Annotated in this window: 12 protein-coding genes; 4 read left to right on the top strand and 8 right to left on the bottom strand. The window is 50.4% G+C overall.

What is annotated here, in order from left to right; all coding sequences use genetic code 11:
* The first annotated feature begins 53 nt into the window (after nt 1-53).
* The gene (locus ACR0KW_RS12045) at nt 54-251 is read left to right on the top strand and encodes a hypothetical protein (RefSeq protein WP_480805206.1); all 198 of its coding nucleotides are present in this window, start codon (nt 54-56) and stop codon (nt 249-251) included.
* Between the two features lie 146 nt (nt 252-397).
* Nucleotides 398-2,131 (top strand): reverse transcriptase domain-containing protein, encoded by a 1,734-nt coding sequence (locus ACR0KW_RS12040; RefSeq protein WP_480805205.1) that lies wholly within the window; start codon nt 398-400, stop codon nt 2,129-2,131.
* A 145-nt stretch (nt 2,132-2,276) separates the two neighbouring features.
* Here the strand turns inward: ACR0KW_RS12040 and ACR0KW_RS12035 are convergent, their stop codons facing one another.
* The 4 genes from ACR0KW_RS12035 to ACR0KW_RS12020 all read right to left on the bottom strand — a co-directional run bounded on the left by ACR0KW_RS12035 (nt 2,277) and on the right by ACR0KW_RS12020 (nt 7,262).
* Nucleotides 2,277-4,214 (bottom strand): DUF3732 domain-containing protein, encoded by a 1,938-nt coding sequence (locus ACR0KW_RS12035; protein ID WP_480805204.1) that lies wholly within the window; start codon nt 4,212-4,214, stop codon nt 2,277-2,279.
* A complete protein-coding gene (locus ACR0KW_RS12030; protein WP_480805362.1) occupies nt 4,211-4,642 on the bottom strand; it encodes a three component ABC system middle component in 432 nt (143 codons plus the stop codon). The genes ACR0KW_RS12035 and ACR0KW_RS12030 overlap by 4 nt, the downstream gene beginning before the upstream one ends.
* Before the next feature lie 64 nt (nt 4,643-4,706).
* A complete protein-coding gene (locus tag ACR0KW_RS12025) occupies nt 4,707-5,861 on the bottom strand; it encodes an ABC-three component system protein (protein WP_480805203.1) in 1,155 nt (384 codons plus the stop codon).
* Nucleotides 5,862-6,059: 198 nt separating this feature from the next.
* Nucleotides 6,060-7,262: a tyrosine-type recombinase/integrase gene (locus tag ACR0KW_RS12020; protein WP_480805202.1), complete on the bottom strand. Its 1,203-nt coding sequence runs from the start codon at nt 7,260-7,262 to the stop codon at nt 6,060-6,062.
* Nucleotides 7,263-7,971: 709 nt separating this feature from the next.
* Between ACR0KW_RS12020 and ACR0KW_RS12015 the strand changes: the two genes are divergently transcribed.
* Nucleotides 7,972-9,690 (top strand): thiamine pyrophosphate-binding protein, encoded by a 1,719-nt coding sequence (locus ACR0KW_RS12015; protein WP_480805201.1) that lies wholly within the window; start codon nt 7,972-7,974, stop codon nt 9,688-9,690.
* Between the two features lie 81 nt (nt 9,691-9,771).
* Nucleotides 9,772-10,626 carry a DUF4396 domain-containing protein gene (locus ACR0KW_RS12010; protein ID WP_480805200.1) on the top strand — a complete coding sequence of 285 codons (855 nt, stop codon included), beginning with the start codon at nt 9,772-9,774 and terminating at the stop codon, nt 10,624-10,626.
* Nucleotides 10,627-10,943: 317 nt separating this feature from the next.
* On the opposite strand, the gene ACR0KW_RS12005 is transcribed toward ACR0KW_RS12010, so the two are convergent.
* The 4 genes from ACR0KW_RS12005 to ACR0KW_RS11990 all read right to left on the bottom strand — a co-directional run bounded on the left by ACR0KW_RS12005 (nt 10,944) and on the right by ACR0KW_RS11990 (nt 13,445).
* The gene (locus tag ACR0KW_RS12005) at nt 10,944-11,186 is read right to left on the bottom strand and encodes a glycine zipper 2TM domain-containing protein (protein ID WP_480805199.1); all 243 of its coding nucleotides are present in this window, start codon (nt 11,184-11,186) and stop codon (nt 10,944-10,946) included.
* A 334-nt stretch (nt 11,187-11,520) separates the two neighbouring features.
* A complete protein-coding gene (locus ACR0KW_RS12000; protein ID WP_480805198.1) occupies nt 11,521-12,672 on the bottom strand; it encodes a hypothetical protein in 1,152 nt (383 codons plus the stop codon).
* A gap of 181 nt (nt 12,673-12,853) precedes the next feature.
* Nucleotides 12,854-13,075, bottom strand: a complete 222-nt coding sequence (locus ACR0KW_RS11995) for a PB1 domain-containing protein (RefSeq protein WP_480805197.1) — start codon at nt 13,073-13,075, stop codon at nt 12,854-12,856.
* A 142-nt stretch (nt 13,076-13,217) separates the two neighbouring features.
* On the bottom strand, nt 13,218-13,445 hold the full coding sequence (locus tag ACR0KW_RS11990; RefSeq protein WP_480805196.1) for a helix-turn-helix transcriptional regulator: 228 nt from the start codon (nt 13,443-13,445) through the stop codon (nt 13,218-13,220).
* Nucleotides 13,446-13,504 lie beyond the last annotated feature (59 nt).

Here is a 13,504-nt window from a genome sequence, read left to right as displayed (position 1 = left end):
TCCGGACTTACTTGAATCCGTTTGCAATTAGTGCCTCTCCCAAGGGGTACAGCATGGGTTTCTGGCTTTTGGCTTACGCTATCGTTGTAGATGGCCTCGTCAACCCCGAGCAACAACAACGGCTAAGTGTATCTAATGCGACGAATGGCATCGATATCCGCTATACGCAGGAAGCAAGGGTTATCATACTGCAACGCACCTCAGAATTTTCGGCGTCTAGGCTAGATTTATCGCGCGCAATTCAAGGTTGAATGTTCCAAAGACTTAGGCCATCTAGAGGCACGAGGTTTCCCCTCGCAAACGCGCTGTCGTAACTGCGGCGTAAGAGCAAATGTCTGCACAAGAATCGTGCATGCCCACATGATATTTCGCCATGGGGTGATTGGAGGGGAGCCTCGTGCAAAGCCTTTTCTATCTTTTTGGTGGCACGAGCCGGGTGACTATTCCGTTTGAACTGTCATCCAAGAGCGAGTTGCTCAAATACCTGGGCGTATCCCCAGAGGAGCTAAAAAAAATCTGGTGGTTTCGCGGTCAGATGTACTCGCATTTCAAAATCTCAAAAAGGTCGGGAAAGAACCGATTAATCAGCGCTCCTGACTATCGTTTGAAAATGCTGCAACAGAAGATCGCTCGCAGTCTTTCCGATTTGTACAACCCTAGAAACCCAGTTCACGGATTTGTTCAAGACCGTTCAGTTAAGACAAATGCCGCGTCGCATCTTCGCCGTCGGTTCATCCTTAACGTCGACATACAGAATTTCTTTCCGACGATCACGGAAACACGCGTACAGGGCCTTCTTGAAAGTATCGGAGTCGATCCGGACGTAGCAGAGATAGTGGCTCGAATCTGTACAGCTAACGGTTGCTTACCTCAGGGGGCGCCATCCAGCCCTATGATCTCCAACATGATCTGTTTCCGGCTCGACAAGTCTTTGTTGCGATTTGCTAAAGAACATCGTCTTCTCTATACTCGATACGCGGACGACATAACGCTTTCGAGTTTTCAACCTCCGACTTCATTGTTTGATGGAGATCGCCCGGATCCCGGCAAAATCGCACTTGAAAAATTGCACGCCAATCTGCGAGCGATCTTTCAAAATAACGGGTTTGAACTGAATCCGGCGAAAATTCACTATGCCGATAAAAACTCTCGAAGGATGGTGACCGGATTAAAGATCAATGAAGGTCTCAACGTAGATAGAAGATTTGTCAGAAACGTACGATCCGCATTGTTCAAAGTGGAACGTCTCGGTGTGGCTGCGGCTCAAGCTGATCTGACAAAACGTTTTGGAAAATCGTGTGGAGTTCAAGCTCACCTACAAGGTAAAATCTCATGGGTTGGCTTCGTAAAGGGTCAGTCCGATCCTGTTTTCCGAAGCTTGGCCACGCGCTATAATAAGTGTTTTCCAACGAAGCAGATCATTGTCCACCCTGACAAAGCAGAAATCTTGGACCGATCAGTATGGGTGCTGAATACCAATAGCGACACGGGGACGGCATTTTTCCTAAATGGCATCGGTCTCGTTACTGCCGCCCATTGTGTCGACGGCGCATCCGACTTGGAAGTTTTTCACCCTTCGAAGCCTTCCAACAAGTTCAAGGTAGCGGTCAAACATTTTTGCCGACATCGAGACCTGGCACTCCTTGAGCACTCAATCTCATCTACGGAGTATTTTGAATTGGAGCCTTTCACCGGTTCTCCAACTACCGGTACCAACACCCTCGCAGCAGGCTTTCCGACTTATGGTCCAGGTGACCAACTCAACATTAGACGCGGAAGCATTAGCTCTCTGACCACCAAGAGTGCGGTTCATTTGATTGAGGTATCCCAAATGCTCGGCCAGGGAATGTCGGGTGGACCTTTGATGGACGAAGACCAATTCGTTTTGGGTATAATTCACAAGGGCGGTCCAGTCGCCTACATTGCTAAAGACAATGATAAAGAGAAAGACAAAGGCAAGGACAAAGAGAAAGGCAAGGACAAAGGCAAGGGCAAGGGCAAGGGCAAAGGCAAGGGCAAAGACAAAGGCAAGGACAAAGGCAAGGACGACGACAACTTCATTGTTTCCCCACAAAGGCAGCTCGCCGTCAGGGTTTCGGTGTTAATGGATTGGGTCTCAACGCTCCCTTAGTGTTTACCTGACAAATCGCGAACTCAGCACACGACAAGCATTCACCTTCTTCAAGGTCTGCTCGGTTCATTACTTTACAGCGTACATAAGTCCGTTTTTTGCTGTCATGATGTTTTTTAGTCATCTAAATTTGCACCGACTCAGGCTACTTCGCTTCCGGCCAATTCAATGGAATTAGAGCCTTATCGCCGCGCCACTCTTCAACGATTGCCGACTCAAACCAATCAATCCGAAGATGCGCATGATCTAAGACTATAAGCTGAAATGGCTGCACAATTTCTTGGCACGCCCGGCGCATCAATTGAAAGAGCGACAAAACGGCCCGTCTATCTTCGTCAACCTTAATCTCGTCCAAAGATCCATCCTTGGCGTCAGGTGGATAGTAGGCCTGCGTCGGTTGATCTAGAACCAAGAATGCAGGGACAGGCCGGCCTCGTTTTCGGAGCCACCAATGTAAAGCAAGATGTGATAGCATATGATAGCCAACCCAGTTTTCGCCGCTCCCCATCCTGTTCAAAGGGATAGGACCGTCTTCGGTATTGGCAACCACTGTTAGTTTCTTAATATCAAGCCTTAACGAACTTCCTTGGTACTCGAGACTGAGCGTTTCAGAGTATTCGGTCATCTTCTGACCGATAAAGTCCAAAAATGTTGTTATTTTGGAATCTGTTTCTTCCGACCGAATTTTCGCTAACACAACGTCGATTAGTGATTTCACACGACTAAGCTCCGCTTCATCAAAGCTATCGTCTTCATCAGGGGACACTGTTTCAACAAAATTTGTGACCCGGCCCACGTAGCGCGCTCTGGCAACAAGTTGCTCTTGAGCAGCTCGAGCTTGCTCATCCGACGAAATCGCGCTTCTCAATTCCTTGGAGACTTCTTTGAGGTCGACGGTTAAAGCCTGAATTTTCTTCTCGAGAGAAGATATGTGAGAAAGCAAGTGAGGACTCTCTTTGTGTACTGATGAAAGACGACTTTCGACATCCTCAAGGGCGGCGTTTACCTCCAGAAGTTCAGGTGTTGGGCTTTCCTGCGGTGCAGCGCAAAGTGGGCAAATTGACCTATCACCGAGCTGTTCTTTATATATACCAATGCTGCTCAACCTAGATTTTTGCTCGGACACTTCTTTACCGTAATCGGTCTGAGCTGACAGAAATGCCTCTGTGGCCGAGCGATCTTTAGATAATTCATCAATCCGATTCCAAATAGCGCGCCTTTCATCTTCAAGTTGTTTTATAGTCTCACTGAAGTCTTGGTAGCCGACGGCTTCCTCAACATCGGTCTTTGCGATCTGTGAAAGATACTCAAAGACAGAGTCGTCGACAGCTTGATAATCCTGCGGGATGAGGCCGACCCGTTTGCCGTCGTTTACTAGACGTGTCACACGCGATCTACTTACTTCTACAGCATTCAATTGCTTGTTTCTCTGAGCTTCCAAGAGTCGTGCCTGTTTTCGCAATTCATCGAGCTCGGTTAAAAACCGAAAATGCTCTTCATCGACGGCTCCTAGGAAATATGGGAGCGTGTCTCGCAACGCTAAGGCCCGAAAGGTATCGTCCGTTCGATTAAAGAGCTGGTCCTTACGCGCAATCACGCCTTGTGGCTGGAAGCACATGAACAATGCGTGCGAAATGTTTGCACTCAAGGAGTCTCTTGTTCCGGAAATAGGGCGATGCTCGTTTTCCACGATACCACAGTACTGCGTCATAAAAGTCTTGAGGCTCGTCTCAGTGGTGTTTTTTCTAATCTCGTCAAGTGACGGCCAATTTTCGACCTTCCCTCGCTTGAAATAAACTTTGGAACCTGTCGAAGCACCCGTGCCTGGGTTGTCGCGGGCTACAAAAACCTCGTCGCCATTGTTTTCAAGATGGAGACCAAACCATGAAACTTTCTTGCGGATTACACCTTCGGCAACGTCATAGCTCCCGCTTCCAAGACAATAGTCGATTATGTCGATAATAGCCGACTTTCCGGTCTTCGACTTTCCAGTGATGATGTTAAGCCCGTTAGGACGAAACGGAATTGATCTTGTCTCACCGGTGTGGCTGTAGACAACAATTTCACGAATGATGAAACTCAAGGTCGCACTCCCCATGCCGAAAGCACTGATGCCTCAGACCCCGATTTGGCAAACCACTTTGCTAAAAAACGCGTCGACGCGATTGCCTCATTTACGTCAGTTGAAAGCTTGTCCATCATTTTGGGGGTGAAGTGGCCTTTTTGGGGGCCGACCATCAATCTGTGCCCCCTGCTAAACTCAAGGACCTGTTGATATACAGCGAACTTTGCCCCATCCCGCAACAGTGGAAGAAGGGCTCTAGCACGGCGCGGAAGATCAACCAGCACGTCTTCGTTGTCTTGTATCCATTCGAACAGAGATGTCACATTGCGGCTGGGGAGGCGTTCTCGCGTTTGGCGGTGTAGAGACAATGTTGGGAAAAGATAAACAAATGTCAGTGGGCAGGCTTCATGTTTCGCTCTGGAGTATTCTCGAACAAAATCTGACATAAGAGATGACAAGAACGCTGGATTAAATGAATACGCCTCTTCTCGAGGTCTTTCTAGCCACGCCTTATGCATCATCGACCCCGGAATTTTTTGCAACAATACTAGTGAAATCTGGGTGCCATCTGACCCTGTCTTGATCCGCAAGACCGTGGTAAGAGCCTGCGGTAATCCATTTCTCAACTATGTTTCTAAGCGGCGTAGACTCCTGGGTCGCCCAGAGAAAAATAGTTCTTCCAAGCTGGACTTTGTCAGTTTCGCTTTCAGGAGTGGTCATCAATAGATCCGCTTCGGACTTTCTCCTCCACGCGTCTTGCAGTTTATCGTCGTAGCTTGACAATTCGTCTTCGAGGATGAGGTTCTCTCTACTCCAGCGTGATCTTTGCGCATATGCTCGGTAGAAGTCGGATGTAGCAGAGCGTACCATGCCATCCGTGACCTGGATTGCCCTCATCTGCTTAACAAAAACAAGTTGCTCGTCATCTTCACTGTATTCTTTGATGTCTATTTTGGATGGATCATCAATTGGTAGCGCACCTTCAGTGAGAGTTCTGCCAATCTCGTGGGCTTTAAGGATGAGATGATGCACCGGAATACCTTGGTCGCACTTTCCCATCAAATGCAGGCAAATCCGGTTCAACCACCACCCTTCGAGGTACTCTGAAGCCAGCTCGGAGTTGTTGGGGGCCAGAATGTTTAGTTCTGCGGCAATATCAGCTGAAACATCTGTCAGATTTGGATGGTTATCTATCACCAACACGCGTGACAAAAGAAGCTTCGCCTCTACGTCTGGCATAGACAAAAACGCTGAACGGGCTTCTGCTGTAGTCTTAGAAGACGAACTCTTTGCCGCTTCAATGAGTAAATCGTATGCCGCATCGATATCTTCGCCCGAAGTACATCCTCGCAACCTACCCATAGCAGAAGATTCTGGACATTCCGCTGTAGTAATCAGCATATATGTTGTTTTGCTTAGTTCGAAGACGCCATACCGAGCGCCTTCAATCCAAATAAGAAGCGTCTTCCAAACATCGTCGCTTTTATCGCTCAGTGACTTTGGTGATACATGGTGCTTCGCTTGAATGAGACAGTCTGCGTGGTTGTCAGTTTCGAATGCTATGTCGTCAAATTTTTCAATCGAAATCACTGCATCTGGATTGCTGCGAGTCAATGCAAGGCTGTGTAGTAGGGCTAGTCTGCATTGAAACAAGTAGCCAGCCATCGACCCGCTAGCGCTATACTTTGATAATTCTGTCAACCTAGCACCCCTTAAGACGACCGTAACACGTTCATCTTTCAGGTAAAGGTTGAGTGTGTCCAGCGTTTCTTGCTGGTTTTAAAGCTGCCATTTGCTATATTTAGCTCGTGAACTACCGAGCTCTGAGGCCAAGCAAGAACCAGTAAGGTTATTGCGCTGCACCTATCTGATAGAGTTACCGACAGCATTTCCAATAGCATTTGCCGCTTCAATCGCGGGGTCGCTGTCAACATGCGCATATCGAGCAGTTGTTTGGGTTTGAGTATGCCCAAGAAGGCGTCCGATGATCGGCAAGGCAATCCCTTGTCCGACAGCAATGCTGGCAGCTGTGTGCCGAAGATCGTGTATCCTTATGTCCTTCAATTCTGCCACTGCGCAGATCACCTTCCAAGGCTTTGACAAGTTGACCAGCGGTGAATTCTGTTTCTTTCCAGGGAACACGTAAATCGAATCTGGGTCGCGCGTAGTTACATTCTGTGAGTCTAGGACTTTAATAGCGTTGTCTCCCAAGAAAAGTGGTTTCGCCCCAGTTTTACTATCGGGCAGAAAGATGACCTGACGCTCCCAATCGATCCAATCCCATTCACAGGTGGCGATTTCGTTCCTTCGCGCACCTGTCAGCAAGAGGAGCCTGATTAGATTGGCCACATCTGGCCAAATTGCACCTTCGTCTACAAGATCGCGCATTGCTTTACCGAGCCGTTCCAGTTCGGGGCCGGACAAGAACCGCTCCCGAGATTGCTCTTCAAACTTTTTAACATAGCGGCACGGGTTAGTTCCTTGCTCTCGCCACTCCCATGCTTCGCATCTGTTCATCAGCGACGACAATAAGGCTAGCATCCGATTGGCCAGATAAGGCGTATCACTCAACGACTGATGTAAGCGGCTGACGTCTGACCTCGTAACATCTACGGCTTTAGTGCAGCCCAATCTCGGACCAATGTGCCGCTCCCAACATGAGGTATAGTCTCGGATGGTCGCGGGCTTCTTATTGGCCAGTTCCTCACGCTCGAACTTCTCCCATGCATCCACAAGTTTTGGAGCACCTCGTATGGCTTGTCTTTCACCCTGCGGGTCAGCGCCGCATTTCACGGCCGCTAGTATTTGTCGGGCATGCTCTTTCGCTTGATCAAATGGGATGTGCCCATGGGTGCCAAGCGTTACCCAACGCTGTTTAGCGCTGCGCCCGCCTCCATAGGAGCGATATTTGACGACATATCGTTTCGCACCAGAGGGCAACAGCTTGACGCCGAACCCAGTTAAACTGCCATCCCAAAGATAATGTGCTTTGTTCTCATCGCATGGGGCGTTGTCGATTTGTCGTTTAGTCAATTTCATTGGCTCTCGTTCCTCAAAAACAGCCACGGCAACCACCTAGCAACCACCGGGCGTAGTACTTTGTGACAAACAGTATGAGGAGAGCGCGGGTGAATATCAATAAAAACACAGGTATTTCAGTTGTTTATACACTATTATGGAGCAGCATGGAAAACCGTAGAAAAGCCATTTGAACTAACTTTTAATCAGTGGGTCGCAGGTTCGAATCCTGCACGGCTCACCACTTTTTTACTTAAAAACAGATGGTTACGTCGGATCAAATTGATCGCACCACGGCATGCAAGCCTTGCCGGAAGCAATACGGAAGCACTGCGACATAGATTAAAGTGTGCCTATTGGATCACTATAACGCTGCGCAGCTATTGGTAGACAGCGGCACGATTGTCGGCACTCGTTATCGCCGCGCGCGACCTTTGGGACCCTAGGGAAACAAAACCCGCGAAAGGTCAAAAGGCCACCAAGCAGACCTTCGCCGCGTTAGCAGCACCCGGCCTCACCAACGGCAGCCATGTGCAGAAAGCAGACTTTGCAAAGTCTAGTTAGCGGCACATTCCGGTCGTCTAGGCTGCGAGCGGTCAATTATGAGTACCGCAGAGAACAGCGGCTCGGAGCCCAAACCGGAAATTTCTATCTAGGACGAAATAGTTTTCAGCTTCCATCTATCCAGTTTCGCAAATTCGCTCAGCATTCTCAGTTTTGTGAATCTGCCTTTGGCAAATAGGATGCGCCCAGTTCATTGAACAACTTGAATTGGAAAATTGGCATGGCTACTGAGCGCTGGACCGTCGGATCATATTTGGCAAAAAGACTGCAAGAAGCTGGAATTAAGGACTATTTTGTGGTTCCCGGAGACTACAATTTGGTGTTGCTGGATGAGTTGCTTAGCAACAGGGATCTGCAAATGATCAGTTGCTGCAACGAGCTTAACGCCGGTTATGCGGCAGACGGAAATGCCCGCGCCACAGGAGGTCCGTCAGCGGCGGTAGTAACCTACTCGGTCGGAGGGTTGAGCCTGTTGAATGCCGTGGCAGGTGCTTACGCCGAGGATCTTCCAATGATCGCGATTTCCGGGGGGCCGAACACAAACTCTGAGGCCGAATGGGAATACCTGCATCATACACTTGGCGAGGTCGACTATGACTACCAGCGCGAAATGTTTGCTCGTGTTACCGCTGAGGCCGTCACGATCCATCACCCTTCGCTTGCACCTGTTGCAATTGACAGGGCGATAGACACTGCAATGCTTCGGCGCAAACCTGTTTACATCGAAATCGCCTCGAACATAGCAGGTGCGCCCACATCTGCCCCTGTGCCACGCAGTTTTGCTAGACAGCCCAATAGTGATCCAAACACGCTAGCGACTGCGGTGGCACAAGTATCAGAGTTCCTGAATGCAGCGGAGCGGCCAGTGCTTGTTGCAGGAAGCAAGGTGCGGGCAGGTCAGGCAGAGCGCCCTTTGCACAGTCTTGCCGCCGCCTGTGACTACGCGCTGGCTTCGATGCCAAATGCCAAGAGTTTCTTGACTGAAGCAAACCCGAATTTCATGGGAATCTACTGGGGGCCTGTCAGCACGCCGGGCTGCGGGGAAATTGTCGATGCGGCAGACGGATTGCTGTTTGTCGGTCCTGTTTTCACCGATTACACCACAACAGGTCACCAACTTGGTTTTGATCCTGGCAAGTCAGTTATGGTGCATCCAACGTCCATTCAGTTAGGTGAAACTCACTTCAGCAATGTCCGTATGGATGAGTTTTTAGATGCGATGGCTGACAAGCTGACGCCAAACAATGGTGCCATTACGGCTTTCGAGCGTGTCAGGACAGAGCCAAGCGCACCAGCACCCAATGCAGCGGACACACCGGTGACAGTTCGCCAACTCTTCGCACGTGTTCAGAAGATGCTGGATAAGGACAGTACGCTACTCGTTGAAACAGGGGACTCTTGGTTCAATGGAATGGAGACCAACCTGCCCGAGGGCACGCGGTTTGAGATACAAATGCAATATGGGTCCATCGGTTGGTCTGTCGGCGCGTCGTTGGGATATGCATTAGGGAATAAAGAGCGTCGGTTGATCTCGTGCATTGGAGACGGTTCGTTCCAACTGACCGCCCAAGAGATTTCGACCATGATTCGGTACGACGCGAAGCCGATTATCTTCCTGATAAACAATGGCGGCTACACAATCGAAGTTGAGATCCACGACGGCCCCTATAACACCATCAAAAATTGGAACTACGCTGGCTTGATCGACGTGTTCAGCGCTGGGGAGGGCAACGCCTGGGGGTGCAAAGTCACAACAGAAGGCGAGTTGGACAGTGCCATCAACACGGCCATTGATCGTAACGGTCTTTGCTTGATCGAAGTTCAGATCGACCGGGACGATTGCAATGTGAACCTTCTGCGATGGGGCAATCAGGTCGCGCGGAACAATGGTCGGCCCAATCGATGCAGATAGAATACTCCCTGAGAAAAAGACTTTATTACCAATTAATTGAATTCGATGGCCGCGGTCTTTCCGCAAAACGGGGGAATTGACGTGTTGAATGGCGCAATGCTCGTGTGGTTTCTGTTAACGGGTGCCAGCGTTGGCTTTGTCATCTGGGACTCGATTAGCAATGGAGTGACAAGTTGGGTTCAGCGGGCAGCTTGGATTCTCGTGACGCTCTACACTGGTCCGATTGGCTTATTTTTCTACCTGCTTGCGTGTCGTCGCCCTTTCCCAGGAGGTCACGACCAATATACTCGGGTTACTTGGAAACAAGGAATTAACAGCGAGATGCACTGCGTTGCAGGTGACGCTACGGGCATAATTTTTGCCGCCATTCTGGTCCATTTTCTGAGCCTTTCTAATGGATGGGACATCGTTGTTGAATACGTCTTCGGCTTCGTGTCCGGTTTGTTTATTTTCCAGGCGTTGATGATGATGCCGATGTTCGGGAGTTATAGACAGGCCGTGCGAAAGACGTTCTTTGCTGAAACAGTGTCGATGAACATGGTCATGACAGGAATGATCCCGACAATGGTCCTGCTTGCGGCGGCGTGGCCGGGATCCGAGGACCCGCTTACCCCACAATTCTGGTTCCGCATGAGTCTTGCAACCGTTGTCGGAGCGGTGATCGCATTTCCGATAAACAGATGGTTGGTGGCGAACCACCTGAAGCACGGCTGCATGACGCTCCCCGGTGCTGATGGCCCGGCCCCGGCACTTGGGCATGCATCACCAGAGCACAATGGAATGGCAGGTCATAGCGGGCACCAAGCGGTGGGTCATCATCACATGGAAATGAAAAGCCTACCAGTTGGAAACGCTGCGGTGTGGATTGTTTCGACTTACGCCCTGCTTATCGCAGCACTGTGGCTGACATCAAAATTTGTGTTGATCAGATTCTGAGTAACCCGAGTGCGGAGTGAAGCAACCCTTAGAAATCCCCACTGGTCGCCTGCCTCGCAAAGATCGCAACATTCTTCATAGTTGGCAGTTGTTCGCTCGCCAAAACCTAAATAAAGGATGGCTTTGCTAACATCTCAGAAACCGCAAATCTTGGGTGTGATTGTCCGCTTAGGGCTGCGACCTGCCGAATGCGTACGCAGCGCCCTGTTGGATCAGCAATGACGGCTCAGGGCTCCTAGCGACGCTGCCCGCTGGCCACTGAGCGGGATTCCATTCGGCACACTAGCGCCTCTCTTTTTGCAGTTTATGTCTTTTCGTCAGTTACAAGCCGATTGGCCTGCGTACATTCCAAGCCCAGCACCAGCTGCCGTTGCAAGGGTTTTGCCCGAGCCTGCACCAATCTGATTGCCTAGGACGCCACCAACAGCTGCACCTCCCAAAATGCCAGCAGCACACCGAGCATCGCTTTGTGCTTGAGCCTGAGTTGGTGTCGTCGGGGCTCCACATGCTGCCAAGAGCAATGCGCCACCAAGCAGGCAAGCTACTGTTGTCTTCTTCATGTCGGATTCCTTACGTTCACTAGTGCGTCATGGCTTCTTGTTTCCAGACATGTAGGTTCTTCCGAACCTCTCTCCAACCCGCCACCTTTCCAGAAGCAAAAACCCGCCCACGTCGGGGTCGTTCGTCGGCTGAGCAATGTCATCGTTTGGTTCTGGGGTGAACCACAGCTTAACCCACCCACCTGACTTTCAAGGTCAGTAATTCCAACATCCTAATGTCGCCACTTCGACTTCCTGCGAAGGCAAAGAACCAATTTACGATCAACGGCGACCAAGTGTTCAAAAAATGCTCAAATAGACACAGCACAAAGGAAGGCGGGTGCTCGTCAGTGGTCTACGCTATGAACCGATATCGGTTCTTGGCTTCATGCAGCTTGTTTGCAGCGCGCTCTGGATCAGCCTTTATGCTCTCTGCGAGCCTGCCTCCAACGCTATCCATGAAATCAACCAACTCAGTTTCTTGAGTGTCTTCCAGAGCAGCCAGCGTAATCCCGAGGCCAGCAATTTGCGCCGATATCAACCTAATATGCTCCGCGCGATGTACGTGCTTAATGCTTGTGGCATCCACATAACTGCGCAATTCCAGTAGATCATCCTCTGACGATCCGGCGAACAAGTTCCAGATTTCATGATTTTGCCACCGGGCGCGGTTTCCATCGTCAGGATCAGGTTCACAGTACCGTATCTTCTTTAGTGCCTCGGCAATGACATCGCCGAACATGGCGTCGAATTGGGGCCATGTTCTGATCTGCCAACGATCCTTGAGTAAATCCTTCCCGGCTCGCACTTCTATCCTCCACACACGGCTCTGAGACGCGTCTGATGGGTCCAATAGAGGAAAACCGTCCCGCTCAAGGTTAGCGTTCCAGATGTCCCACCAGATCGGCTTTTTCTTGTCGATTACTTCTCGGCGCTTGTCATAGACAATGACTTGCCGCCCCGGCATTTTGCCGACAGTGACGGAGGTAAACTGACCAGACTTTCCGTTGCTGCGCATGTCCTCTTGCGCAGTAAGATAGTCGGCGCGGTTCGTGTGACTGTGAATGACGAAGTTTTCAGGAACCAGTTCAAATTCCGGTGCGAGGATATCAACGCAGAAATCCGCACGACCAATACTAACCTGATGCGACTCAAAGCGGATTCCAAGCCGTGTTAGAGTCTTATCAACGTAAGATCGGGCGTACCCCAGACCTTGGGTTGCAAGTAGCGTTGACCCTACAGAAACCCGAATGCCCCAAGGGTCGCGTGCATTTGGTTTCTTGAAGGACCAATGCACATCCAAAGGTCCCCCTTTTAGAATAAAGCGATACCCGTTGCCACCATGGGGTAAGAGGTCAAAGTCGGCACCGCCATAGCTAAAAGGAACCGGATGCCGCTGTTCTTCGGCTCTTTCCCGTTCCGTGCTCAGCAGGTCGAACAGCTCCTGAGAGATATTCGCTTGAATCGAAAGTGCGATAGTGTCGAATCCGCGATGAACAACTTGCAATTTTGGGTCTCCTTGGGTTCCGGTATTTCCAGAGGGAGGTGCTACAATCACCCCCCTCTTTCGGCGAACGCCGCGCTGTTTTGTTTGAGGTTGGGAAAAGGGTGGGCGTTTGCGCTCCCTTCAATAGTTCCTCTGGCGGGGCAGCTATTGTTTTGGGGCCGGGCTGGACGCCCGGCACAGGTCATTGGCGGTTATTGATCTGCCGTCCGATCCAAATTTCCGCTCGCTCGGTGCATTTGGCGACATTCAGCAAATCGCTGTGCGAAAAGCTGGTGGTAGATTTCCAGTCGCCATCTTTATCACGGTAAGAGCGGGTTACATCGACGGAGTAAAATCCATCATTATCCCAGATGGTCGCTGTGATAAGACCCAGTTTCAGTTTGTGGGCAGGTTGGTTGCTCATTTGGATTGTTCCATTGTGTTGAGAATTATCAGGCGGCAGACAAAGGAAGGGCGCGAGGTGGCGATTGACCTCGCGCCCCTCAGGAACCATCCGGCCCCAAAATCCCGCGCAGCGCTGCCAACTCTACGCGGGCAAAACTTGATTAATTGGTAGGTGCGGTGCTGGTGTTCGCCACGCGCTTTTCAGCAATCCACTTTTGAAGGTCGCGGCGGGTGTATCGAACGGACCGACCGGACACTTTGATAAACAAGGGACCGCCGCCACGCACGCGCCAATTTTGCAGAGCGCGGACAGAGTAACAAAGATAGTCTGCCGCTGCTTTTTCGTCGATCAACTGATCAAAGTAGTCTGGATTAGGTTGTGTCTGCATCTTCGCCTCACTGTGGTTAAAGGTATCGAAGGCAGAATGCAGCGAAGATGATTCACGGT

The sequence above is a fragment of the Ruegeria sp. CG11 genome, assembly GCF_056537245.1.
Note: the sequence above shows the minus strand (reverse complement) of the source record. Positions and strands in the feature narration are given on the sequence as shown.